This window comes from Phenylobacterium soli, from assembly GCF_003254475.1.
Classification (GTDB): Bacteria; Pseudomonadota; Alphaproteobacteria; order Caulobacterales; family Caulobacteraceae; genus Phenylobacterium; species Phenylobacterium soli.
The window spans coordinates 2,293,049-2,312,781 of the sequence record NZ_QFYQ01000001.1 but is presented as its reverse complement, the minus strand read 5'-3'; the positions used below and the strand labels follow the sequence as shown (position 1 = coordinate 2,312,781).

The 19,733-nt window shown below is 67.3% G+C and carries 31 protein-coding genes; 2 read left to right on the top strand and 29 right to left on the bottom strand.

From position 1 onward, the window contains the following. Nucleotides 1-102: 102 nt before the first annotated feature. The 3 genes from DJ017_RS11480 to rpsM form a co-directional block, all read right to left on the bottom strand. Entirely contained in the window at nucleotides 103-1,119 is a 1,017-nt protein-coding gene (locus DJ017_RS11480) for a DNA-directed RNA polymerase subunit alpha (RefSeq protein WP_111528845.1), read from the bottom strand. Nucleotides 1,120-1,195: 76 nt separating this feature from the next. Next, nucleotides 1,196-1,585, bottom strand: a complete 390-nt coding sequence (rpsK, locus tag DJ017_RS11475) for a 30S ribosomal protein S11 (protein ID WP_111528844.1) — start codon at nucleotides 1,583-1,585, stop codon at nucleotides 1,196-1,198. A 15-nt stretch (nucleotides 1,586-1,600) separates the two neighbouring features. Then, nucleotides 1,601-1,969 carry a 30S ribosomal protein S13 gene (gene rpsM, locus DJ017_RS11470; protein ID WP_111528843.1) on the bottom strand — a complete coding sequence of 123 codons (369 nt, stop codon included), beginning with the start codon at nucleotides 1,967-1,969 and terminating at the stop codon, nucleotides 1,601-1,603. Between the two features lie 347 nt (nucleotides 1,970-2,316). Between rpsM and DJ017_RS11465 the strand changes: the two genes are divergently transcribed. Together DJ017_RS11465 and DJ017_RS11460 are read left to right on the top strand one after the other, a co-directional pair. Further along, the gene (locus tag DJ017_RS11465; protein WP_111528842.1) at nucleotides 2,317-3,639 is read left to right on the top strand and encodes an amidohydrolase family protein; all 1,323 of its coding nucleotides are present in this window, start codon (nucleotides 2,317-2,319) and stop codon (nucleotides 3,637-3,639) included. Beyond that, entirely contained in the window at nucleotides 3,636-4,652 is a 1,017-nt protein-coding gene (locus DJ017_RS11460; RefSeq protein ID WP_111528841.1) for an adenosine deaminase, read from the top strand. The genes DJ017_RS11465 and DJ017_RS11460 overlap by 4 nt, the downstream gene beginning before the upstream one ends. Nucleotides 4,653-4,656: 4 nt before the next feature. On the opposite strand, the gene DJ017_RS11455 is transcribed toward DJ017_RS11460, so the two are convergent. The 26 genes from DJ017_RS11455 to tuf all read right to left on the bottom strand — a co-directional run bounded on the left by DJ017_RS11455 (nucleotide 4,657) and on the right by tuf (nucleotide 19,688). Beyond that, nucleotides 4,657-5,217 carry an adenylate kinase gene (locus DJ017_RS11455; RefSeq protein WP_111528840.1) on the bottom strand — a complete coding sequence of 187 codons (561 nt, stop codon included), beginning with the start codon at nucleotides 5,215-5,217 and terminating at the stop codon, nucleotides 4,657-4,659. Between the two features lie 70 nt (nucleotides 5,218-5,287). Continuing rightward, nucleotides 5,288-6,637 carry a preprotein translocase subunit SecY gene (gene secY / locus DJ017_RS11450; protein ID WP_111528839.1) on the bottom strand — a complete coding sequence of 450 codons (1,350 nt, stop codon included), beginning with the start codon at nucleotides 6,635-6,637 and terminating at the stop codon, nucleotides 5,288-5,290. 144 nt (nucleotides 6,638-6,781) lie between these two features. Continuing rightward, entirely contained in the window at nucleotides 6,782-7,267 is a 486-nt protein-coding gene (rplO, locus tag DJ017_RS11445) for a 50S ribosomal protein L15 (protein WP_111528838.1), read from the bottom strand. A 79-nt stretch (nucleotides 7,268-7,346) separates the two neighbouring features. After that, the gene (gene rpmD / locus DJ017_RS11440) at nucleotides 7,347-7,529 is read right to left on the bottom strand and encodes a 50S ribosomal protein L30 (RefSeq protein ID WP_111528837.1); all 183 of its coding nucleotides are present in this window, start codon (nucleotides 7,527-7,529) and stop codon (nucleotides 7,347-7,349) included. A 3-nt stretch (nucleotides 7,530-7,532) separates the two neighbouring features. Further along, nucleotides 7,533-8,120 (bottom strand): 30S ribosomal protein S5, encoded by a 588-nt coding sequence (rpsE, locus tag DJ017_RS11435; RefSeq protein ID WP_111528836.1) that lies wholly within the window; start codon nucleotides 8,118-8,120, stop codon nucleotides 7,533-7,535. A gap of 9 nt (nucleotides 8,121-8,129) precedes the next feature. Further along, nucleotides 8,130-8,489, bottom strand: a complete 360-nt coding sequence (rplR, locus tag DJ017_RS11430) for a 50S ribosomal protein L18 (RefSeq protein WP_111528835.1) — start codon at nucleotides 8,487-8,489, stop codon at nucleotides 8,130-8,132. Nucleotides 8,490-8,492: 3 nt separating this feature from the next. Next, nucleotides 8,493-9,026: a 50S ribosomal protein L6 gene (gene rplF / locus DJ017_RS11425; protein ID WP_111528834.1), complete on the bottom strand. Its 534-nt coding sequence runs from the start codon at nucleotides 9,024-9,026 to the stop codon at nucleotides 8,493-8,495. A gap of 1 nt (nucleotide 9,027) precedes the next feature. Beyond that, on the bottom strand, nucleotides 9,028-9,426 hold the full coding sequence (rpsH, locus tag DJ017_RS11420; protein WP_111528833.1) for a 30S ribosomal protein S8: 399 nt from the start codon (nucleotides 9,424-9,426) through the stop codon (nucleotides 9,028-9,030). 8 nt (nucleotides 9,427-9,434) lie between these two features. Continuing rightward, nucleotides 9,435-9,740 carry a 30S ribosomal protein S14 gene (gene rpsN, locus DJ017_RS11415; protein WP_111528832.1) on the bottom strand — a complete coding sequence of 102 codons (306 nt, stop codon included), beginning with the start codon at nucleotides 9,738-9,740 and terminating at the stop codon, nucleotides 9,435-9,437. Between the two features lie 21 nt (nucleotides 9,741-9,761). Then, nucleotides 9,762-10,319, bottom strand: a complete 558-nt coding sequence (rplE, locus tag DJ017_RS11410; protein ID WP_111528831.1) for a 50S ribosomal protein L5 — start codon at nucleotides 10,317-10,319, stop codon at nucleotides 9,762-9,764. Continuing rightward, on the bottom strand, nucleotides 10,312-10,626 hold the full coding sequence (gene rplX, locus DJ017_RS11405; protein ID WP_111528830.1) for a 50S ribosomal protein L24: 315 nt from the start codon (nucleotides 10,624-10,626) through the stop codon (nucleotides 10,312-10,314). The genes rplE and rplX overlap by 8 nt, the downstream gene beginning before the upstream one ends. Beyond that, nucleotides 10,626-10,994, bottom strand: coding sequence for a 50S ribosomal protein L14 (gene rplN / locus DJ017_RS11400; protein ID WP_111516382.1), 369 nt, complete (start codon nucleotides 10,992-10,994; stop codon nucleotides 10,626-10,628). The genes rplX and rplN overlap by 1 nt, the downstream gene beginning before the upstream one ends. Before the next feature lie 12 nt (nucleotides 10,995-11,006). Beyond that, a complete protein-coding gene (gene rpsQ, locus DJ017_RS11395; protein ID WP_111528829.1) occupies nucleotides 11,007-11,255 on the bottom strand; it encodes a 30S ribosomal protein S17 in 249 nt (82 codons plus the stop codon). Between the two features lie 13 nt (nucleotides 11,256-11,268). Then, on the bottom strand, nucleotides 11,269-11,463 hold the full coding sequence (gene rpmC / locus DJ017_RS11390; protein WP_111528828.1) for a 50S ribosomal protein L29: 195 nt from the start codon (nucleotides 11,461-11,463) through the stop codon (nucleotides 11,269-11,271). After that, on the bottom strand, nucleotides 11,463-11,894 hold the full coding sequence (gene rplP, locus DJ017_RS11385; protein ID WP_111528827.1) for a 50S ribosomal protein L16: 432 nt from the start codon (nucleotides 11,892-11,894) through the stop codon (nucleotides 11,463-11,465). The genes rpmC and rplP overlap by 1 nt, the downstream gene beginning before the upstream one ends. A gap of 10 nt (nucleotides 11,895-11,904) precedes the next feature. Next, on the bottom strand, nucleotides 11,905-12,666 hold the full coding sequence (rpsC, locus tag DJ017_RS11380; RefSeq protein ID WP_111528826.1) for a 30S ribosomal protein S3: 762 nt from the start codon (nucleotides 12,664-12,666) through the stop codon (nucleotides 11,905-11,907). Next, the gene (gene rplV / locus DJ017_RS11375) at nucleotides 12,666-13,046 is read right to left on the bottom strand and encodes a 50S ribosomal protein L22 (RefSeq protein ID WP_111528825.1); all 381 of its coding nucleotides are present in this window, start codon (nucleotides 13,044-13,046) and stop codon (nucleotides 12,666-12,668) included. Before rplV ends, rpsC begins: the two co-directional genes overlap by 1 nt. Nucleotide 13,047: 1 nt before the next feature. Then, nucleotides 13,048-13,326, bottom strand: a complete 279-nt coding sequence (gene rpsS / locus DJ017_RS11370) for a 30S ribosomal protein S19 (protein ID WP_111528824.1) — start codon at nucleotides 13,324-13,326, stop codon at nucleotides 13,048-13,050. A gap of 3 nt (nucleotides 13,327-13,329) precedes the next feature. Then, nucleotides 13,330-14,166: a 50S ribosomal protein L2 gene (rplB, locus tag DJ017_RS11365; RefSeq protein WP_111528823.1), complete on the bottom strand. Its 837-nt coding sequence runs from the start codon at nucleotides 14,164-14,166 to the stop codon at nucleotides 13,330-13,332. 5 nt (nucleotides 14,167-14,171) lie between these two features. Beyond that, a complete protein-coding gene (locus DJ017_RS11360) occupies nucleotides 14,172-14,474 on the bottom strand; it encodes a 50S ribosomal protein L23 (protein ID WP_111528822.1) in 303 nt (100 codons plus the stop codon). Next, complete coding sequence (gene rplD / locus DJ017_RS11355) at nucleotides 14,474-15,112, bottom strand: 50S ribosomal protein L4 (protein WP_111528821.1); 639 nt, start codon at nucleotides 15,110-15,112, stop codon at nucleotides 14,474-14,476. Before rplD ends, DJ017_RS11360 begins: the two co-directional genes overlap by 1 nt. Then, nucleotides 15,112-15,924 carry a 50S ribosomal protein L3 gene (gene rplC, locus DJ017_RS11350; RefSeq protein WP_111528820.1) on the bottom strand — a complete coding sequence of 271 codons (813 nt, stop codon included), beginning with the start codon at nucleotides 15,922-15,924 and terminating at the stop codon, nucleotides 15,112-15,114. Before rplC ends, rplD begins: the two co-directional genes overlap by 1 nt. A gap of 13 nt (nucleotides 15,925-15,937) precedes the next feature. Further along, entirely contained in the window at nucleotides 15,938-16,246 is a 309-nt protein-coding gene (rpsJ, locus tag DJ017_RS11345; RefSeq protein ID WP_012521787.1) for a 30S ribosomal protein S10, read from the bottom strand. 311 nt (nucleotides 16,247-16,557) lie between these two features. Further along, nucleotides 16,558-17,403, bottom strand: a complete 846-nt coding sequence (locus DJ017_RS11340; protein ID WP_111528819.1) for a GIN domain-containing protein — start codon at nucleotides 17,401-17,403, stop codon at nucleotides 16,558-16,560. A gap of 28 nt (nucleotides 17,404-17,431) precedes the next feature. Further along, the gene (locus DJ017_RS11335; RefSeq protein WP_111528818.1) at nucleotides 17,432-18,277 is read right to left on the bottom strand and encodes a head GIN domain-containing protein; all 846 of its coding nucleotides are present in this window, start codon (nucleotides 18,275-18,277) and stop codon (nucleotides 17,432-17,434) included. 220 nt (nucleotides 18,278-18,497) lie between these two features. Next, a complete protein-coding gene (gene tuf, locus DJ017_RS11330) occupies nucleotides 18,498-19,688 on the bottom strand; it encodes an elongation factor Tu (RefSeq protein ID WP_111528817.1) in 1,191 nt (396 codons plus the stop codon). Between the last annotated feature and the right edge of the window lie 45 nt (nucleotides 19,689-19,733).

Sequence of the window (19,733 nt, the reverse complement as noted above, 5' to 3'; positions counted from 1 at the left end):
CTCCCGCCTGGGTCAACACGAAGCGCCGGGGCCCTCCGCCGCTGTTGCGGCTTCGTCGGGCCCGAACCGCCGAAAGCGGCCCGGAGTCGGCGCGGAAGCGAATTACATCTGGTCTTCGAACTTCTTCGCCAGCTCTTCGATGTTCTCCGGCGGCCAGTTCGGCACGTCCATGCCGAGGTGGAGGCCCATGCCGGCGAGCACTTCCTTGATCTCGTTGAGAGACTTCCGGCCGAAGTTCGGCGTGCGCAGCATCTCGGCTTCAGTCTTCTGGATCAGGTCGCCGATGTAGACGATGTTGTCGTTCTTCAGGCAGTTGGCCGAACGGACCGACAGCTCGAGCTCGTCGACCTTCTTGAGCAGCGCCGGGTTGAACGGCAGCTCCGGCTTGGCCTCGCCCTCGACCTTCTTCTTCGGCTCTTCGAAGGTGATGAAGATCTGCAGCTGGTCCTGGAGGATGCGCGCGGCGTAGGCCACAGCATCAACGGGCGTCACCGCGCCGTTAGTCTCCACTTCCATGACGAGCTTGTCGTAGTCGAGGCTCTGGCCCTGGCGGGTCGGCTCGACGCGATAGGCGACGCGCTTGACCGGCGAGTAGAGGGCGTCGACGGCGATCAGGCCGATCGGGGCGTCCTCGGGGCGGTTCATCTCGGCCGGGACGTAGCCCTTGCCGGTCTGGACCGTGAACTCCATGCGCACGGTGGCGCCGTCATCCAGGGTGCAGAGCACGTGGTCGCCGTTGAGGATCTCGATGTCCGAGGGGGCCTCGATCTGGCTCGCCGTGACGGGGCCCGGGCCGGTGGCGCGCAGCGTCATCCGCTTCGGGCCTTCGGCGTGCATGCGCAGCGCCAGCTGCTTGATGTTCAGGACGATGTCGACGACGTCCTCACGCACGCCTTCCAGCGAGGAGAATTCGTGCACGACGCCGTCGATCTGCACCGCGGTCACCGCCGCGCCTTGCAGGGAGGAGAGAAGCACGCGGCGCAGGCTGTTGCCCAGCGTCACGCCGAACCCGCGCTCGAGCGGTTCGGCCACCAGACGCGCCTTGCGGTTCGCGTCGGCGCCGGTCTCGATGACGGGCTTCTCGGGACGGATAAGCTCGTTCCAGTTTCTTTCGATCACGGATGCATGTCCCTCGAAACGCAGGATCGCCGGCCGCAACCGCGGTCCGGCGATAGGGGATTGGATACTTCGTTACTCAGACGCGCCGGCGCTTGGGCGGACGGCAGCCGTTGTGCGGAATGGGGGTCACATCGCGGATGGTGGTGATCGTCATGCCCACCGCCTGCAGGGCGCGAAGGGCGGACTCACGGCCCGAACCGGGACCGGAGATGTTGACCTCCAGGGTGCGCACGCCGTGCTCGGCGGCCTTCCGGCCCGCGTCCTCGGCCGCCATCTGCGCGGCGTAGGGCGTGGACTTCCGGGAGCCCTTGAAGCCCATCATGCCGGCGCTCGACCAGGAGATGGTGTTCCCCTGAGCGTCGGTGATGGTGATCATGGTGTTGTTGAACGAGGCGTTCACGTGCGCCACGCCCGAGGTGATGTTCTTGCGCTCGCGGCGTTTGACGCGCGCCGGTTCCTTGGCCATCGGAGATCGACTCTCTTACTTCTTCTTGCCGGCGATCGGCTTGGCGGGGCCCTTGCGGGTGCGGGCGTTGGTGTGGGTGCGCTGACCGCGCACCGGCAGGCCCTTGCGGTGACGCAGGCCGCGGTAGCAGGCCAGGTCCATCAGCCGCTTGATGTTGACGGCGGTCTCGCGACGCAGGTCACCCTCGACGGTGTAGTCACGGTCGATGGCCTCGCGGATCTGCAGGACCTCTTGGTCGGTCAGCTGGTTGACGCGCCGGGCGTCCTCGATGCCGACCTTGTTGACGATCTCCCGCGCCTTCGCCGGGCCGATGCCATGGATGTATTGGAGCGCGATCACGACGCGCTTGTTGGTGGGGATGTTGACGCCAGCGATACGGGCCACGTGAAGAATTCTCCTGGTCACGCAAGAGAAGCGCGAACGGCGCCCCGGCCTTGCAACCATGAGGCATAGACCGACGCGTCCTTCGCGCTCTTTCGCGGAAGCGCCCCGTTATAGGGATCGTTTCGCTTCCGTCAATGCGGAATGCGAGGATTTGTGAATGGAAGACCGTTCGCGCAAGGGCCCCGCCCTGCCCGCGTGTCACGCCTGAACCGCGCCTCAGCTTCGCGCAGCATGGTTAAGGAAACCATGAAGCCCATCTGCAGCGCAAATGCGGCGTCGTCGCAGAGGGTTGCGCTGCCCGCCCGGGCGCCCTCTCCTGCCCCCGCAATTGCGGGGGGTGACTCAAGATGGCGTGCTCGAAATTCAAGCTGATCGCGGCGGTCGCCGGCGCAGCCCTGATGGGCGCTGGCGCGGCCTCCGCCAAGGACCTGGTGATTCACGCCGGCAGGCTGATCGACGGGACCGGCGCCGCGCCGAAGGCCCAGGTCTCGATTCTCGTCCACGACGACCGGATCACCGCCGTCCAGCCCGGCTTCGTCACCCCGGCGGGCGCCGAGGTGGTCGACCTCTCGGGGGCCACGGTGCTGCCCGGCCTGATCGACGACCACGTCCACATCACCCAGAGCTTCCACAAGGGCGATCCAATCCACACCGCCATGACGCGGACCGACGCCGACGACACCATCGACGCCGTGAGCAACGCCCGCGCCACCCTGCTGGCCGGCTTCACGACCGTGCGTGACGTGGGCGGCGACACCAAGGTGGTCGTGGCCCTGAAGCGTGCCATTGCGGCGGGCGTCACGCCCGGGCCGCGGATGTGGGTGGCGGGCACGCCGCTCGGCCCCACCGGCGGTCACGGCGACCCGGCCAACGGCCTCGATCCCGAGATCGAGCACCCGCACTGGACCGACAGCGTCATCGACAGCCCCGAAGCGGCCCGCCGCACCGTGCGCCGGCTGAAGCGCGAGGGCGTCGACCTGATCAAGATCATGCCCTCGGGCGGGGTCATGTCGATCGGCGACGATCCCAAGCTGCAGCTGATGGCCGACGACGAGATCAAGGCGGTGATCGACACCGCCCATTCGCTCGGCATGAAGGTCGCCGCCCACGCCCACGGCAAGCAGGCCATCGACCACACCATCTCGATGGGCGTCGATTCCATCGAGCACTCGACCTACGCCGACGCCGAGAGCTTCAAGCTCTACAAGCAGCACGGGACCTACCTCGTCCCGACCCTGCTGGTCGCCGACCGCGTCTACGAGCACGCCAAGAGCCATCCGGAGGACCTCAACCCCTCCACCGCCCAGAAGGCCGTCGAGACCGTGCCGCACATCAAGCAGATGCTGCACGACGCCTACCTGGCGGGCGTGAAGGTGGCCCTCGGCACCGACACCTTCGGCATGTCGAACCACGGCGAGAACGCCCAGGAGTTCGGCCTCATGGTCAAGGCGGGCATGACGCCCATGGACGCCATCAAGGCGGGGACCTGGAACGCCGCCGACCTGATCGGCGACACCAAGGACATCGGTTCGGTGCAGCCCGGCCGCTTCGCCGACCTCGTGGCGGTGAGCGGCGATCCCCTGCAGGACGTCACCGTCCTCGAGCACGTCCAGTTCGTGATGAAGGGCGGCCAGGTCTACAAGGCCAACGGCAAGCCGGTGATCCCATGAGCGGGCTTGCGCGGTTCATCCAGGGCCTTCCCAAGGCCGAGCTCCACCTGCACATCGAAGGCAGCCTGGAGCCCGAGCTGATGTTCGAGCTCGCCCGGCGCAACCGCATCGCCCTGCCCTTCGGCTCGGTGGAGGAGGTGCGGAAGGCCTACGCCTTCTCGAACCTGCAGGACTTCCTCGACATCTACTACCAGGGCGCCGACGTGCTGCGCACGGAGGAGGACTTCAAGGACCTGGCGCTCGCCTATTTCCGGCGGGTGGCGGCCGACGGCTGCCGCCACGTGGAGCTGTTCTTCGATCCCCAGACCCATACCGACCGCGGCATTCCCTTCGCGGTCGTCGCCGACGGCCTGCTGGCCGGCATGGCCGAGGCCGAACGCAGCCTCGGGATCTCTTCGAAGCTGATCCTCTGCTTCCTGCGCCACCTCGACGAGGACGCCGCCTTCGCCACCCTGAAGGCGGCCGAGCCCTACCTGGACCGCCTCGTCGGCGTCGGCCTGGATTCCTCGGAGGTCGGCCATCCGCCGAGCAAGTTCGAGCGGGTGTTCCGGGCGGCCGGCGAGCGCGGCCTCAAGCGCGTCGCCCACGCCGGCGAGGAAGGCCCGCCGGAATATGTCTGGGAAGCGCTGCAGGCGCTGAACGTCGACCGCATCGACCACGGCAACCGCGCCCTCGAGGACCCGCGCCTCGTCGAGCGCCTGGCGGCCGAGGGCATGACCCTCACGGTCTGCCCGCTGTCGAACCTCAAGCTCTGCGTGGTCGACGACCTCAAGGCCCATCCGATCAAGCGGATGCTCGACCTCGGCCTCAGCGCGACGGTGAACTCCGACGATCCCGCCTACTTCGGCGGCTACCTGGGCGACAACTGGCAGGCGGTGGCCGAGCGCGTCGGCCTGACGCGCGAGGACCTGGTGACCCTCGCCAGGAACAGCTTCTCGGGCTCGTTCCTCACCGACGCCGAAAAGGCCCGGCGGATCGCCGAAGTCGACGCCTACGCGGCTAGCGCCGGCTGAAGGCCTACTTCAGTGCGCCGTCGATGGCGCCCGCGACGGCCTCGATGGAGCCCATGCCGTCCACTTCCACTAGCTTGCCCTGGTTCTCGTAGTACGGCAGCAGCGGCGCGGTCTGCTCGTTGTAGGCGGCCAGGCGCACCTTGAAGCTCTCGGGATTGTCGTCTGGGCGGCCGCTCTCGGCGAACCGGCCGGCGACGCGCTGCAGCAGCGCCTCGTCGTCGACCTTCAGGCGCACGACCTTGTCGATCTGCGAGCCACGGCCCTTGAGCATGACGTCCAGCGCCTGGGCCTGGGCGAGCGTGCGGGGGAAGCCGTCGAAGATGGCCCCGCCGGCGGCCTCGGCCTCGGGAAGGCGGCTCTCGATCAGCTCGATGACGATCTCGTCGGAGACCAGCTCGCCGCGCTGCATGATGCCGGAGACGCGTTGCCCGAGCTCGGAGCCCGAGGCGATCGCCGCGCGCAGCATGTCGCCGGTCGAAAGCTGGACCATGCCGCGGCCGTCGACCAGGCGCTTGGCCTGGGTGCCCTTGCCCGCCGCCGGCGGTCCGAACAGGATCAGGTTCATCGAACTATGCCCCTCCGTCGCCGGCCCTCTTGCCGGGACCGGGCGTGACTCGTTTCCTACCCCAGCTGACCTAGCGGCCGCGAACCCCGCGGAGCTTGGATTTTTTGATCAGCCCTTCGTACTGGTGCGCCAGCAAGTGGGACTGGATCTGGGTCACCGTGTCCATGGTGACGCTGACCACGATCAGAATCGAGGTGCCGCCCATGTAGAAGGGCGCGTTGTAGAACCCGATCAGGGCCTCCGGCAGCAGGCAGACGATGGTGATGTAGGCCGCGCCGATCACCGTCAGGCGCGTCAGGACGAAGTCGAGATACTCCGCCGTCCGCTTGCCCGGCCGGATGCCCGGCATGAAGCCGCCGTACTTGCGCAGGTTCTCCGCCGTCTCGTCCGGATTGAACACGACCGAGGTGTAGAAGAAGCAGAAGAAGATGATCAGGGCGCCGTAGAGCACCATGAAGAGGGGCCGGCCGTGCTGCAGCTGGCCCACCGCGCCGGGCAGCCACTGGGCCCAGGAGGGCAGGTTCGCGGTCGCCGCGAAGCCCATCACCGTCGCCGGCAGCAGCAGCAGGGACGAGGCGAAGATCGGCGGGATCACGCCCGAGGTGTTGATCTTCAGCGGCAGGAACGAGGTGTCGCCGCCGAACATGCGGTTGCCCTGCTGGCGCTTCGGATACTGCACCAGGAGCCGGCGCTGCGAGCGCTCCACGAAGACGATGGCCGCCGTCACCGCCACCACCAGCACGCCGATGACGAACAGCGCCCCACCGCTCATGGCGCCCGTGCGGGCCAGCTCGAAGGCCTGCGAGACGTAGCGCGGCAGCACCGCGACGATGCCGGCGAAGATGATCAGCGAGACGCCGTTGCCGACGCCGCGGCTGGTGATCTGCTCGCCCAGCCACATCAGGAACATGGTGCCGCCGGTCAGGGTGACGACCGTCGACAGCACGAAGAACAGGCCCGGATGGTCGACGATGCCCTGCGAGTTCTGCAGGCCCATGGCGATGCCCAGGGACTGGAAGACGGCCAGGATCACGGTCAGGTAGCGGGTGTACTGGTTGAGCTGCTTGCGCCCCGCCTCGCCGCCTTCCTTCCGCAGCTTCTCCCACGGCGGATAGACCGTCCCGAGGAGCTGCACGATGATCGAGGCGGAGATGTAAGGCATCACGTTCAGGGCGAAGATGGCCATCCGCGAGACGGCGCCGCCCGAGAACATGTTGAACATGCCCAGGATGCCCTTGGCCTGGCCCTGGAAGGCCTGGGCGAAGGCGTTGATGTCGATGCCCGGGATCGGGATGTAGGCCCCCAGGCGATAGACGATCATCGCCCCGAGGGTGAACCAGATGCGCTGGTGGAGCTCCGTCGCCTTCTGGAAGGCTTCGAAGTTCATGTTGGCTGCAAGCTGTTCGGCGGCCGAAGCCATTCGAGATCCCTTCAGTCCCCTGGAGCCCAGGCCGGCCCGACTTGAGTCAGCCGGGCCGCGTGGTCATGCTCAGATAGGACGGTCCGCGCCTCAGATCGAGACCTTTAGGCGCGCGACCGGAATGGTGGTCGCGTTGGAAGCCGATCAGGCTTCCGCCGCAGCCTCTTCCGGCTTGGTCGTCGTGAGCGAACCGCCGGCCTTCTCGACCGCGGCCTTGGCCGAGGCGGTCGCCGAATAGACCGTGATGTTGAGCTTGGACTTCAGCTCGCCGTTGCCCAGCAGCTTCACGCCGTCCTTCACGCGACGGATCACGCCGGCCTTCACCAGCGCCTCGGCGTCGATGGCGGCCTTGGCGTCGAGCTTGCCGGCGGCGATCGCCTGCTCGATGCGCCACAGGTTCACCTCGGCGAAGTCCTTCCGGTTGCGCGAGTTGAAGCCGCGCTTCGGCATCCGCATGTGCAGCGGCATCTGGCCGCCTTCGAAGCCGCCGATCGACACGCCGGTGCGCGCCTTCTGGCCCTTCACGCCGCGGCCGGCGGTCTTGCCCTTGCCGGAGCCCGGGCCGCGGCCGACGCGCATGCGGCCCTTGGTGGAGCCTTCGCGGGGCGCGAGTTCGTTGAGTTTGGTCATCAGTGCCTCTCCTTAAGAGATCAATCGCCCGGGCGGGGCCCGGACTCGGCGGATGGAATGTAGGACAGGTCGGTGGAGGTTAGCCCTCCACCACCTCGACCATATGGGCGACCTTGGCGATCATCCCGCGGATCGCGGGCGTGTCTTCCAGGGTCGAGACGCGGCCCACGCGGTTCAGGCCCAGGCCCACGAGCGTGGCGCGCTGGTCCTTCTTGCGGCGGATCGGGCTGCCGGTCTGACGAACGGTGATCTTGCCAGCCATCGATTAGCCCTCCGCGTCCGCAGCCGGCTGAGCCGCCGAGGCGCCGTCGGCGCGACGGCCGATCACGTCGGAGACCTTCTTGCCGCGCTTGGAAGCGACCTGACGCGGCGAAGACTGGGCCTTCAGCGCTTCGAAGGTCGCGCGCACCATGTTGTAGGGGTTCGACGAGCCCATCGACTTGCCGACCACGTCCTGGACGCCCAGGGTTTCGAGCACCGCACGCATCGGGCCGCCGGCGATGACGCCGGTGCCGGGAGGCGCCGCACGGACGAGGACCTTGCCCGCGCCCCAACGGCCGTTGCCGTCGTGGTGCAGGGTGCGGCTCTCGCGCAGCGGCACGCGGATCATCGACTTCTTGGCTTCTTCGGTCGCCTTGCGGATGGCTTCCGGCACTTCACGCGCCTTGCCATGACCGAAGCCCACGCGGCCCTTCTGATCGCCGACCACCATGAGGGCGGCGAAGGAGAACCGGCGGCCGCCCTTCACGGTGGCCGCGACGCGGTTGATGTGGACCAGCTTCTCGACGATTTCGCTGTCGCGTTCTTCTTCGCGATTGCGACGGTCGCCGCGCTCTTCGTTCCTGCGAGCCATCGGGGTTCCTTAGAAGTTCAGGCCGGCTTCGCGCGCGGCGTCAGCCAGCGCCTTCACCCGGCCGTGATAGATGTAGCCGCCACGATCGAAGACGACGTCCTTGACGCCCTTTTCGATGGCGCGCTGCGCGACGAGCGCGCCGACGCGGGCCGCGGCCTCCTTGTCGGAGCCCTTGGCCTTCTTGTCTTCGCCTTCCAGCGAAGAGGCGGCGGCCAGGGTCACGCCGCGCTCATCGTCGATGATCTGGGCGTAGATGTTCTTCGACGAACGGAAGACCGACAGGCGCGGACGGCCGTTGGCCAGCTGGCGAAGGCGCGTGCGGTTACGCTGCGCGCGACGCTTGGTGGTATCGCGAGAGGAGAGCGCCATGGCTTACTTCTTCTTGCCTTCCTTGCGACGGACCTGCTCGCCCGCGTAGCGCACGCCCTTGCCCTTGTAGGGCTCCGGCGGCCGGATGCGGCGGATCCGGGCGGCGGTTTCGCCGACCAGCTGCTTGTCGATGCCCGAGATCTTGATCTCGGTCTGCTTCGGCACGGCGAAGCTGACGCCCGCCGGCGGCTTGATGTCCACGTCGTGCGAGAAGCCGAGCTGCATGGAGAGCGCCTGGCCCTTCATCGCGGCGCGGTAGCCGACGCCGACCAGCTCGAGGGTCTGCTCGTAGCCCTGGGTCACGCCCACGACCATGTTGTTCACCAGCGTGCGGGACAGGCCCCACATCGCCTGGGCGCGGGGGGTGTCCTCGCGCTTGGCGAGCAGGATCTCCTGGCCTTCCTGCGACGGGACGATCTCGTCCGCCAGGGTCCAGGCGAGCTGGCCCTTGGGGCCCTTCACGGTCACGGTCTGGCCCGAGATCGTCACCTGGACGCCACTCGGGATCGCGACGGGTTTCTTGCCGATACGAGACATCTTAGTAGACCCGGCAGATCACTTCGCCGCCCACGTTCGCCTCACGGGCGGCCGCGTCGGACATCACGCCCTTCGGCGTCGACAGGATCGAGATCCCGAGGCCGTTCTTCACGGGCTTCAGGTCCTTGATCGACGAATAGACGCGCCGGCCGGGCTTCGACACGCGGCTGATTTCCGCGATGACCGGCTGGCCATCGAAGTACTTCAGCTCGATCTCGAACTCCGGGAAGGCGCCGGGCTTTTCCACCAGGTGGTAGCCGCGGATGTAGCCTTCCTCGAGCAGTACATCGAGGACACGGGCGCGCATCTTCGACGCAGGCGTCATCAGCTTGGCGCGGCCGCGCATGGCGGCGTTCTTGATACGGGCGATCAGATCGCCGATGGGGTCGTTGACCATGATCCCCTCTCCTACCAGCTCGACTTGACGAGGCCGGGGATCAGGCCGTTCGACCCGAGGTCGCGCAGCGAGATACGGCTCATCTTGAGCTTGCGGTAATAGGCGCGCGGGCGGCCGGTGATCTCGCAGCGGTTGCGGATCCGGGTCGCCGACGAGTTACGCGGCATCGCGGCGAGCTTGAGGCGAGCGTCGAAACGCTCCTCCAGCGGCAGGGACTCGTCGTTGGCGATGTCCTTCAGCAGCTGACGCTTCGCAGCGCTCTGCTTCACCAGCTTCTTGACCCGCTCGTTGCGGTTGACGGCGCTTTTCTTGGCCATGTCTCTCTTCCCTCCCGTCCGTTACGCGGTGAACGGGAACTGGAAGTTCCGGAGGAGCTCGCGGGCTTCCTCGTCGGTCTTCGCAGTGGTGGTGATGATGATGTCCATGCCCCAGATCTGGTCGATCTGGTCGTAGTTGATCTCCGGGAACACGATGTGCTCCTTCAGACCCATGGCATAGTTGCCGCGGCCGTCGAACGACGTGGGCTTCAGGCCCCGGAAGTCCTTCACGCGCGGCAGCGCGATGGTGATCAGGCGGTCCAGGAACTCGTACATACGGTCCTGGCGCAGGGTCACCTTGGTGCCGACGGTCATGCCCTCACGGAGCTTGAAAGTCGCGATCGAGTTGCGCGCCTTGGTCGGCACCGGCTTTTGGCCGGCGATCTTGCCGAGGTCGGTCATCGCGGACTGGATCTTCTTCGAGTCCGCAACGGCCTCGCCAACCCCCATGTTGATCACGATCTTCTCGAGCTTGGGGATCTGCATCTCGTTGGTGTAGCCGAACTTGTCGCGCATCGCCTTGCGGATGCGCGCCTTGTATTCGGTCTTCAGCCGCGGCTCGTAAGCTTGCTCAGCCATTGATCACCTCGCCGGTCGTCTTGGCGAAACGCACCTTCTTGTCGCCGTCCATGCGGAAGCCGACGCGGGTCGCCTTGCCCTTGGAGTCGACGACGGCGACGTTCGACACGTGAAGCGGCGCTTCCTTGTTCTTGATGCCGCCCTGCGGATCGAACTGGGTCGGACGGGTGTGGCGCTGAACCATGTTCAGGCCCTCGACGACCACGCGCTCTTCCTTCGGCAGCACCTTGGTGACAGTGCCCTGACGGCCCTTGTCCTTGCCGCTGAGGACCACGACGCGGTCCCCCTTCTTGATCTTCGCCGCCATTACAGCACCTCAGGGGCGAGCGAGATGATCTTCATGTGGTTCTTGGCGCGCAGTTCGCGGGGAACCGGGCCGAAGATCCGCGTGCCGATCGGCTCGCTTTGCTTGTTGACGATCACCGCCGCGTTCTTGTCGAAGCGGATGACCGAACCGTCCTTGCGCTTGATGGCCTGGCTGGTGCGGACGACGATGGCCTGCAGCACATCGCCCTTCTTCACGCGGCCGCGCGGGATCGCCTCCTTCACGGAGACGACGATCTTGTCACCGACGCTGGCGTAACGGCGCTTCGCGCCGCCCAGCACCTTGATGCACATGACCCGGCGGGCGCCGGAATTGTCGGCGACGTCCAGGTTAGTTTGCATCTGGATCATGGATGTCGATCCTTAGGCTTGGGCCGCGCCGCCCTTAGGCAGCACTTCCCAGGTTTTCGTTTTCGACTTCGGCGCGCACTCGATGATGCGGGCGACGTCGCCGGTCTTGTAGGCGTTGGCCTCGTCGTGGGCGTGGTACTTCTTGGACCGACGGACGGTCTTCTTCAGCACCGGGTGCAGGAAGGTCCGCTCGACCTTCACCACCACCGTCTTGTCGCCCTTGTCGGAGACGACCACGCCTTCGAGAATTCGTTTCGGCATCGATCAGAGCTCCTTAGGCCTGAGCCTGCTTCGCGCGCATGACGGTCTTGATGCGCGCGATATCCTTGCGCACCTCGTCAACGCGGTGGGTCTTCTCGAGCTGGCCGGTCGCCCGTTGGAAGCGCAGGTTGAACTGCTCCTTCTTCAGGTTGACGAGCTGCTCGTTCAGCTGGTCGGGCGTCATGCCCCGGACGTCATCGATCTTCATCACGCGTGCTCCAGAGCGCCGGCGTCGATCCGCGTGACGATCTTGGTGCGCACCGGAAGCTTCGCCGCGCCGAGGCGCAGGGCTTCACGGGCGACGTCGTCCGGAACGCCGTCCACTTCGAACATGATCCGGCCCGGCTCGACGCGAGCGGCCCAGTATTCCACCGAGCCCTTGCCCGAGCCCATCCGCACTTCGGCCGGCTTGCCGGTGACCGGCACGTCCGGGAAGATGCGGATCCAGACACGGCCCTGGCGCTTCATCTGGCGGGTGATCGCACGACGCGCCGCTTCGATCTGGCGCGCGGTGATCCGCTCAGGCTGCAGCGACTTCAGCCCGTAGGAGCCGAAGTTCAGGGCAGAGCCACCCTTGGCCATGCCGCTGATGCGGCCCTTGAACTGCTTGCGGTACTTGGTCTTCTTCGGAGACAGCATCGGTCAGCCCTTAAGCGTTCGCGTCAGCGCCACGGCGCTCACGGCGCGGCCCGCGCTCGGGACGATCGCCGCGCTCGCGGCCGCCGCCCTCACCCGCCGGGCCGCTTTCGCCGGCCAGGCGCTTGTCGAGCGCCATCGGATCGTGCTCGAGGACTTCGCCCTTGAAGACCCACACCTTGACGCCGATGACGCCGTAGGTGGTGGAAGCCTCGGTCACGCCGTAGTCGATGTCGGCGCGCAGCGTGTGACGCGGAACGCGGCCTTCCTGATACGACTCCGAACGGGCGATTTCGGCGCCGCCCAGACGGCCGCCGACCTCGATGCGCATGCCCTTGGCGCCCAGGCGCATGCCGCTCTGCAGCGCGCGCTTCATGGCGCGGCGGAAGGCGACGCGGCGCTCGAGCTGCTGGGCGATGTTCTCGGCCACCAGCTGGGCGTCGGTCTCGGGCTTGCGCACCTCGACGATGTTCAGGTGGACTTCGCCCGCGGTCATGGCGGCGATGTCCTTGCGCAGCTTGTCGATGTCCGCGCCCTTCTTGCCGATGATCACGCCGGGGCGCGCGGCATAGATGGTGATGCGGCACTTCTTGTGCGGACGCTCGATGACGATCCGCGACACGCCGGCCTGATAGAGGCGCTTCTTCAGCGCGCGACGGACCTTGATGTCCTCGTGCAGCAGCTTGCCGTACTCGGCGCCGTCGGCGAACCAGCGGCTGTCCCAGGTGCGGTTGATGCCGAGGCGGAGCCCGACCGGATTGACTTTCTGACCCATCAGGCGGCCTCACCCAGCTCGCGGACCACGATGGTGATCTCGCTGAACGGCTTTTCGATGCGAGAGGCGCGGCCGCGCGCACGGGCGGCGAAGCGCTTCATCACCAGGTTCTTGCCCACGTAGGCCTCGGCGACGACCAGGGAGTCGATGTCGAGGTTGTGGTTGTTCTCGGCGTTGGAGATCGCCGAGTAGAGCGCCTTGCGAACGTCCTTCGCGATGCGCTTGTGGCTGAACTCGAGCTCGTTCAGCGCCCGCTGGACCTTCAGGCCGCGGATCGACTGGGCGACGAGGTTGAGCTTGCGCGGGCTGGTGCGGAGGGTCCGCACCTTGGCCACCGCCTCGGCGGCCGTGTACCGGCGCTCTTTGGCTTGCTTGGCCATCTTACTTCCTCTTGGCCTTCTTGTCCGCCGCGTGGCCCGGGAAGAACCGGGTCGGGGCGAACTCGCCGAGCTTCATGCCGACCATGTCCTCGGAGATGAGGACCGGCACATGCTTCTGGCCGTTGTGGACGCCGAACGTCAGACCGACGAACTGCGGCATGATGGTGGAGCGGCGCGACCAGGTCTTGATCACGTCCTTGCGGCCGGAGCCCTGGAGGGCCTCGGCCTTCTTGAGCAGGTATCCGTCGACGAACGGACCTTTCCAGACAGAGCGGGTCATGCCTTAGCGAGCCTTCCTGGCGTGACGCGAGCGGATGATGAACTTGTCCGTCGCCTTGTTGGTGCGGGTCTTGCGGCCCTTGGTCGGCTGGCCCCACGGGGTGACCGGGTGACGGCCGCCCGAGGTCTTGCCTTCACCGCCGCCGTGCGGGTGATCGACGGGGTTCATGGCGACGCCGCGGACGTGCGGGCGCTTGCCCTTGTGACGATTGCGGCCGGCCTTGCCGAGGACCTCGTTCATGTGGTCCGGGTTCGACACGGCGCCGACGGTGGCCATGCAGCTGTCCTGCACCATCCGCAGCTCGCCGGAGCCGAGACGGATCTGGGCATAGCCGGCGTCGCGGCCGACCAGCTGGGCGTAGGCGCCCGCGGCCCGAGCCATCTGGCCGCCCTTCAGCGGCTTGAGCTCGATGTTGTGGATGATGGTGCCGATCGGCATGGCGCGCAGCGGCATGGCGTTGCCGGGCTTCACGTCGGCCTTCTCGGCCGCGATCACCTCGTCGCCCACCTTCAGGCGCTGCGGCGCCAGGATGTAGGCCACCTCCCCGTCCGCGTAGCGGATCAGGGCGATGAAGGCGCTGCGGTTCGGGTCGTACTCCAGACGCTCGACCTTGCCGGCGACGTCGAACTTGCGACGCTTGAAGTCCACGATCCGGTAGAGGCGCTTGGCGCCGCCGCCACGGAAGCGCACGGCCACCCGGCCGCCGCCGCCACGGCCGCCGGACTTGGTCAGGCCCTCGACGAGGGACTTCTCCGGCTTGCCCTTGTGGAGCTCGGACTTGTCGACCAGGACCAGCTGACGCCGGCCCGGCGAAGTCGGGTTGAACTGCTTCAGAGCCATCTAGGTCAGAGCCCCGTGGTGATGTCGATCGACTGGCCTTCGGCCAGGGTCACGACAGCTTTCTTGACGTCGGAGCGACGGCCGACGATGCCGCGGAAGCGCTTGGTCTTGCCCTTCACGTTGAGGGTGTTGACCTTGGTCACATTGACCTTGAACAGCGCTTCGACCGCGGCGGCGATCTCGTCCTTCGTGGCGTCCGCGGCCACCTGGAAGACCACCTTGTTCTGCTCGGAGAGCAGGGTGGCCTTTTCGGTGATCACCGGCGCGACGATGGCGTCGTAGTGACGGGCGGTGGGCTGATCGGCCATCACGCAGCCTCCTCAGGCTGGAAGCGCGCGCGGATCGCGTCGACCGCGTCCTTGGTCAGGACGAGGGTCTGGCGGCGCAGCACGTCGTAGACGTTCAGGCCCGCGTTCGGCAGCACGTCCACGTTCGGGATGTTGCGCGCGGCGAGCTTCAGGTTGGCGTCCACCTCGACCCCGGCGATCACCAGGGCGTTGGTCACGCCGATCTTGGCAAGCGAGGCGCGCAGAGCGGCGGTCTTGGCGTCCTTCACGGTCGCCCCGTCCAGCACGATCAGCGAGCCGGCCTTGGCCTTCGACGACAGCGCGTGCTTCAGCGCCAGCGCCCGGACCTTCTTGGGAAGGTCGAAGGCGTGGCTGCGCACGACCGGGCCGTGGGCCTTGGCGCCGCCGACGAACTGGGCCGCCCGGCGCGAGCCGTGACGGGCGCCGCCGGTGCCCTTCTGCTTGTACATCTTCTTGCCGGTACGAGAGACCTCGTTGCGGACCTGGATCTTGTGGGTGCCGGCGCGGCGCTTGGCGAGTTGCCAGGTGACGCAGCGCTGCAGGATGTCGGCGCGGATCTCTTCGATGCCGAAGATATCGTCCGGCAGCTCGATCGAGCCGCCCTTGCCGCCGTCCAGCTTGATGACGTCGAGCTTCATTACGCTTGATCCCCAGCTTCGGGCGCTTCCGGAGCGGCGGCTTCCGGCGCGGCGGTCTCTTCAGCGGCCGTTTCCGGAGCGGCGGCGGCTTCCACCGGGGCTTCCTCGCCCACGGCCTCGGCCGGGGTGGGTTCGCCGCTGGAGCGGAAGGCGCCCGGCTTCGGGGCCTCGGCCGGCAGGGCCGACTTCACCGCGTCGCGGATCTTCACGAACGTGCCTTCGGTGCCGGGCACGGAGCCCTTGACCAGGATCAGGCCGCGCTCGACGTCGACGCGCCAGACGGTGATGTTCAGGGTGGTGACGGTTTCCTGGCCGAGGTGGCCGGCCATCTTCTTGCCCGGGAAGGTGCGGCCCGGATCCTGACGGTTACCCGTGGAGCCGTGCGCCCGGTGCGACACCGACACGCCGTGGGTGGCGCGCATGCCGCCGAAGTTCCAGCGCTTCATGGAGCCGGCGAAACCCTTACCGACGGTCAGGCCGGTGATGTCCACCTTCTGACCGGGGACGAAGTGGTCGGCGGTGATCTCCGCGCCCACGTCGATCAGGTTGTCTTCGGAAACCCGGAACTCCGCCACGGTCCGCTTCGGCTCGACCTGAGCCTTGGCGAAGTGGCCGCGCATGGCCTTGGAGGTGTTCTTGGCCTTCTTCGCGCCCGCGCCGAGCTGGAGGGCCACATAGCCGTCCTTGTCGGAGGTGCGCTGACCCACCACCTGGCAGCCCTCGAGGCTGAGCACGGTGACGGGAACGTGGCTGCCCGCTTCATCGAAGAAGCGCGTCATGCCCAGCTTTTTGGCGATCACGCCGGTTCGCATCGGACCGATCCCCTTAGAGCTTGATCTCGACGTCCACGCCGGCGGACAGGTCGAGCTTCATCAGCGCGTCCACGGTCTGCGGGGTGGGGTCGACGATATCGAGCACGCGCTTGTGCGTGCGGATTTCGAACTGCTCGCGCGACTTCTTGTCGATGTGCGGCGAGCGGTTGACGGTGAATTTCTCGATGCGAGTGGGCAGCGGGATCGGCCCGCGCACGGTGGCGCCCGTCCTCTTCGCCGTGTTCACGATCTCGCGGGTGGAATGGTCCAGCACGCGGTGATCGAAGGCTTTGAGCCGGATGCGGATGTTCTGACGATCCATATCGCTCTTTTCATTCCTAACAGACGGCGGCCCGCCCGCGTGATCTCGACCATTTCAAAGACCAGCCCGAACCCTCCGAAGAGAGCCCGTACGCGAAAGTCCGCACAAACGACTTAGGCCCGCGCGAAACCCGCGAGGGCCCATCCCGAAACGCTACGTAATGCACTGTCTCAGGCCGTTCTGCGGGCCGCGTCTAGCCCTTTCGAGCTACAGCCGGTCCAACAGGAGGCGCGGTAATACCTATGCGACTCGCTTCCGTCAAGGGTCCGCGGGGCCGGAAATGGCCCGACCCGCGCCCCTCGCAGCCGGGCTCACTCGCCGACCGAAACCCCGCCCGAACCCATGACGGCCTTGGAGATCGCGCCCCTCACCTCGCGGGCGTGGACGTCGCCGGAGCCGGCGATCCGGGCCTTCAGGCTGTCGGCCACGCCGCCGAAGTCGACGTCGCCCGAGCCGGCGATGGCCACGCTCATAGAGGTGGCGTGCCCGCCCGAGACCTTCACGTCCCCCGAGCCGGCCACCCGGACCTCCAGCGGGCCCGAGACCGAGGCCACGGTGACGTTGCCGGAGCCGGCGATGTCCACGTCCAGCGGCCCGTGCACCTCGGCCGTCCACACATCCCCCGAGCCGGCCACACGGATCTTGGCCTCGCCGGCCGCGCCGGTGCGGGTGTTGCCCGAGCCGGCCTGGCTGAGCTTCAGGCGCCCCTCGACGTTGGCGACGGTCCAGTCGCCGCAGCCGGCGTTGCCGAGCTCCAGCGCCGCCGAGCGCCCGACCGAGCCGAACACAGCCCCGCCCGCCTCGACGCTGGCGGCGCGCGGGGTGTGGATGACGACCTGGGGCATCTCGTTCCAGCCGACCTCGCCGACGCCGCGGACCTCGACCCGGGCGCTCTGGCCCGAACCGCGGCAGCTGCGGATCCGCCGGCCGAGGTCGCCGTCGACGATGGTGCGGCCGCCGAAGGAGCGGATCTTCATCGGCAGGCGCGGATTGGTGGCCAGGAACTCCACCTTCACGTCCGAGCGGTTCTCGGGGATCACGGTGACCCGGGCCACGGCGTCCTTGACCTCGACGCTGGCGGCGTCGGCGACGCCGGCGAAGGCCAGGGTAAGGGCCCCGGCCCCGGCGGCGGCGGTCAGCATCTGGGCAATGCGCATCTTCGAACTCCTTGCCTTGGCCGCCGCGTCAGCTGCGCGGCTGGTCGACGGTCACGTGGCCGAGGCCAGAGACCGACTTTGTCACCGATCCGGTGACCTGTTTCACACGAATGCCGCCGAGACCGGAAATGCTGGCGTGCAGGTTGTCGGCGACGCCGCCGAAATCCATGCCGCCGACCCCGGACACCGAGGCCCGAAGCTCGGTGACGTGACCGCCTGCCGCCCGGACGTGGCCGAGCCCGGAGACGTCGGCCTTCACCGGCCCGGAAAGGTCTTCGACCTTCACGTCGCCCGCCCCCGAGAGGCTGGCGGTCATCCCCTGGCGGACGCGCACGGCGTGCACGTCCGCGGCGCCCGAGAGGTGCAGTTCGAGCCGCTCGGCCGAGCCCATGCGCACGGCCCCTGCCCCGGACTCGCTGATCCGCACGTCGCCGGCGCTGTCTGCGATGGTCCAGGTGTTGCAGCCGCTGTCCTGGATCTCCAGGCTCGTGGAGCGGCCGATCGAGCCGAACACCGCCCCGTCCGAGGTCATGACCACGTCCTTCGGGGTGCGGATCACCACCTGCGGCATCTCGCCAGCGCCGATACGGCCGACGCCGCGCACGTGGGCGCTCGGATGTTCGGAGTCGCGATGACAGCCGCGAATGCGGTGATCGAGGCCGCCGTCTACGACGGTCCGTCCACCCTCGTTGCTCACGGTGATCGGCAGCTTCGGGTTGGCGGAGAGGAACTCCACCTTCACGTCGGCGCGGTCCTCCGGCACGACGGTCACCCGGGCGACCACGTCCCTGAGCTCCACGCTGCGGGTTTCCGCGGAGGCGGCGCCCGCTGCGCCGGCGCTCGCCAGAAGAACGGCCGCGCCCGTCAAGCACATCGCAAGTCTCATCAGCCCCAGTCCCAAGCCCTAAGTCCAAGTTGCTGAGCCGAAGCTAGTCCGGGCGCCCTGAAGACACAGCTTAATTCGCGGTCATGACTTTCCGGTCATGCCACCCCCTCGTCGCCGACGGATCAGGCGCAAAAGAAAGGGCCGCCGGGTTGCCCTGGCGGCCCTCGCTTTGAGGTGGGATGGCTTCCCTTGCGGGGAGCCGGTCCGACTACTCGATGATCTTCGAGACGACGCCCGCGCCGACCGTACGGCCGCCTTCGCGGATCGCGAAACGCAGGCCCTGGTCCATGGCGATCGGGGTGATCAGCTCGACGTCCAGCTCGGCGTTGTCGCCGGGCATGATCATCTCGACGCCTTCCTTCAGCTTGATCACGCCGGTCACGTCCGTCGTGCGGAAGTAGAACTGCGGACGGTAGTTGGTGAAGAACGGCGTGTGACGGCCGCCCTCTTCCTTGGTCAGGATGTAGGCCTCGGCCACGAACTTCGTGTGCGGAGTGATCGAGCCCGGCTTGCACAGCACCTGGCCACGCTCGACTTCCTCGCGCTTGGTGCCGCGCAGCAGCACGCCGACGTTGTCGCCCGCCTGGCCCTGGTCCAGCAGCTTGCGGAACATCTCGACGCCCGTGCAGGTCGTCTTCTGAACCGGACGGATGCCGACGATCTCGACTTCCTCGCCGACCTTGATGATCCCCTTCTCGATACGACCGGTCACCACCGTGCCGCGGCCCGAGATCGAGAACACGGCTTCCACCGGCATCAGGAACGGCGGCTCGATCGGACGCTCCCGCTGCGGGATGTATTCGTCCACCTCCGACATCAGCCACACGATCGCTTTCCCGCCGCTCTCCGGATCACGGCCTTCCACCCCCGCCAGCGCCGAGCCCTTCACGATCGGGATCTCGTCGCCCGGGAACTGGTAGCTCGACAGAAGCTCGCGAACTTCCATCTCCACCAGGTCCAGCAGCTCGGCGTCGTCGACCATGTCGACCTTGTTCATGAACACCACCAGCGCCGGCACGCCCACCTGGCGGGCCAGCAGGATGTGCTCGCGGGTCTGCGGCATCGGGCCGTCGGCCGCCGACACCACCAGGATCGCGCCGTCCATCTGCGCCGCGCCCGTGATCATGTTCTTCACGTAGTCGGCGTGGCCAGGGCAGTCCACGTGCGCATAGTGGCGCTTGGACGTCTCGTATTCCACGTGCGCCGTGTTGATCGTGATGCCGCGCGCCTTCTCTTCCGGCGCCGCGTCGATCTCGTCGTACTTCTTCGCCGTCGCGCCGCCCGTCTTCGCCAGCGTCATCGTGATCGCCGCCGTCAGCGTCGTCTTGCCATGGTCAACGTGACCAATCGTGCCGATGTTGCAGTGCGGCTTAGTGCGTTCGAACTTTTCCTTGGCCATTTCAAGCTCCAGCCCTGTCCGGGCCTGTCCTCTAAACTAGGGTTG

What these genes read in the sequence shown, in the direction of transcription:
- rplX (WP_111528830.1), bottom strand. Translation starts at nt 10,626, where the DNA reads ATGGCGGCGAAGATCAAGAAGGGGGACCGCGTCGTGGTCCTCAGCGGC.
- DJ017_RS11455 (WP_111528840.1), bottom strand. Translation starts at nt 5,217, where the DNA reads ATGAACCTGATCCTGTTCGGACCGCCGGCGGCGGGCAAGGGCACCCAG.
- rplE (WP_111528831.1), bottom strand. Translation starts at nt 10,319, where the DNA reads ATGGCTGAGCAAGCTTACGAGCCGCGGCTGAAGACCGAATACAAGGCG.
- rplN (WP_111516382.1), bottom strand. Translation starts at nt 10,994, where the DNA reads ATGATCCAGATGCAAACTAACCTGGACGTCGCCGACAATTCCGGCGCC.
- rpsJ (WP_012521787.1), bottom strand. Translation starts at nt 16,246, where the DNA reads ATGGATCGTCAGAACATCCGCATCCGGCTCAAAGCCTTCGATCACCGC.
- rplP (WP_111528827.1), bottom strand. Translation starts at nt 11,894, where the DNA reads ATGCTGTCTCCGAAGAAGACCAAGTACCGCAAGCAGTTCAAGGGCCGC.
- rplD (WP_111528821.1), bottom strand. Translation starts at nt 15,112, where the DNA reads ATGAAGCTCGACGTCATCAAGCTGGACGGCGGCAAGGGCGGCTCGATC.
- rplV (WP_111528825.1), bottom strand. Translation starts at nt 13,046, where the DNA reads ATGGCCAAGCAAGCCAAAGAGCGCCGGTACACGGCCGCCGAGGCGGTG.
- DJ017_RS11360 (WP_111528822.1), bottom strand. Translation starts at nt 14,474, where the DNA reads ATGGCCGATCAGCCCACCGCCCGTCACTACGACGCCATCGTCGCGCCG.
- secY (WP_111528839.1), bottom strand. Translation starts at nt 6,637, where the DNA reads ATGGCTTCGGCCGCCGAACAGCTTGCAGCCAACATGAACTTCGAAGCC.
- rpsK (WP_111528844.1), bottom strand. Translation starts at nt 1,585, where the DNA reads ATGGCCAAGGAACCGGCGCGCGTCAAACGCCGCGAGCGCAAGAACATC.
- rpsS (WP_111528824.1), bottom strand. Translation starts at nt 13,326, where the DNA reads ATGACCCGCTCTGTCTGGAAAGGTCCGTTCGTCGACGGATACCTGCTC.
- DJ017_RS11465 (WP_111528842.1), top strand. Translation starts at nt 2,317, where the DNA reads ATGGCGTGCTCGAAATTCAAGCTGATCGCGGCGGTCGCCGGCGCAGCC.
- rplF (WP_111528834.1), bottom strand. Translation starts at nt 9,026, where the DNA reads ATGTCTCGTATCGGCAAGAAACCCGTCGCGATCCCGAGTGGCGTCCAG.
- rplR (WP_111528835.1), bottom strand. Translation starts at nt 8,489, where the DNA reads ATGGCGCTCTCCTCTCGCGATACCACCAAGCGTCGCGCGCAGCGTAAC.
- rplO (WP_111528838.1), bottom strand. Translation starts at nt 7,267, where the DNA reads ATGACCAAACTCAACGAACTCGCGCCCCGCGAAGGCTCCACCAAGGGC.
- rplC (WP_111528820.1), bottom strand. Translation starts at nt 15,924, where the DNA reads ATGCGAACCGGCGTGATCGCCAAAAAGCTGGGCATGACGCGCTTCTTC.
- rpmD (WP_111528837.1), bottom strand. Translation starts at nt 7,529, where the DNA reads ATGGCTGGCAAGATCACCGTTCGTCAGACCGGCAGCCCGATCCGCCGC.
- tuf (WP_111528817.1), bottom strand. Translation starts at nt 19,688, where the DNA reads ATGGCCAAGGAAAAGTTCGAACGCACTAAGCCGCACTGCAACATCGGC.
- rpsE (WP_111528836.1), bottom strand. Translation starts at nt 8,120, where the DNA reads ATGGCTCGCAGGAACGAAGAGCGCGGCGACCGTCGCAATCGCGAAGAA.
- rpsN (WP_111528832.1), bottom strand. Translation starts at nt 9,740, where the DNA reads ATGGCCAAGAAAAGCGCCGTCAACCGCAACGAGCGGGTCAAGAAGCTG.
- rpsQ (WP_111528829.1), bottom strand. Translation starts at nt 11,255, where the DNA reads ATGCCGAAACGAATTCTCGAAGGCGTGGTCGTCTCCGACAAGGGCGAC.
- DJ017_RS11335 (WP_111528818.1), bottom strand. Translation starts at nt 18,277, where the DNA reads ATGTGCTTGACGGGCGCGGCCGTTCTTCTGGCGAGCGCCGGCGCAGCG.
- rpsC (WP_111528826.1), bottom strand. Translation starts at nt 12,666, where the DNA reads ATGGGTCAGAAAGTCAATCCGGTCGGGCTCCGCCTCGGCATCAACCGC.
- rplB (WP_111528823.1), bottom strand. Translation starts at nt 14,166, where the DNA reads ATGGCTCTGAAGCAGTTCAACCCGACTTCGCCGGGCCGGCGTCAGCTG.
- DJ017_RS11340 (WP_111528819.1), bottom strand. Translation starts at nt 17,403, where the DNA reads ATGCGCATTGCCCAGATGCTGACCGCCGCCGCCGGGGCCGGGGCCCTT.
- rpmC (WP_111528828.1), bottom strand. Translation starts at nt 11,463, where the DNA reads ATGAAGATCGATGACGTCCGGGGCATGACGCCCGACCAGCTGAACGAG.
- DJ017_RS11460 (WP_111528841.1), top strand. Translation starts at nt 3,636, where the DNA reads ATGAGCGGGCTTGCGCGGTTCATCCAGGGCCTTCCCAAGGCCGAGCTC.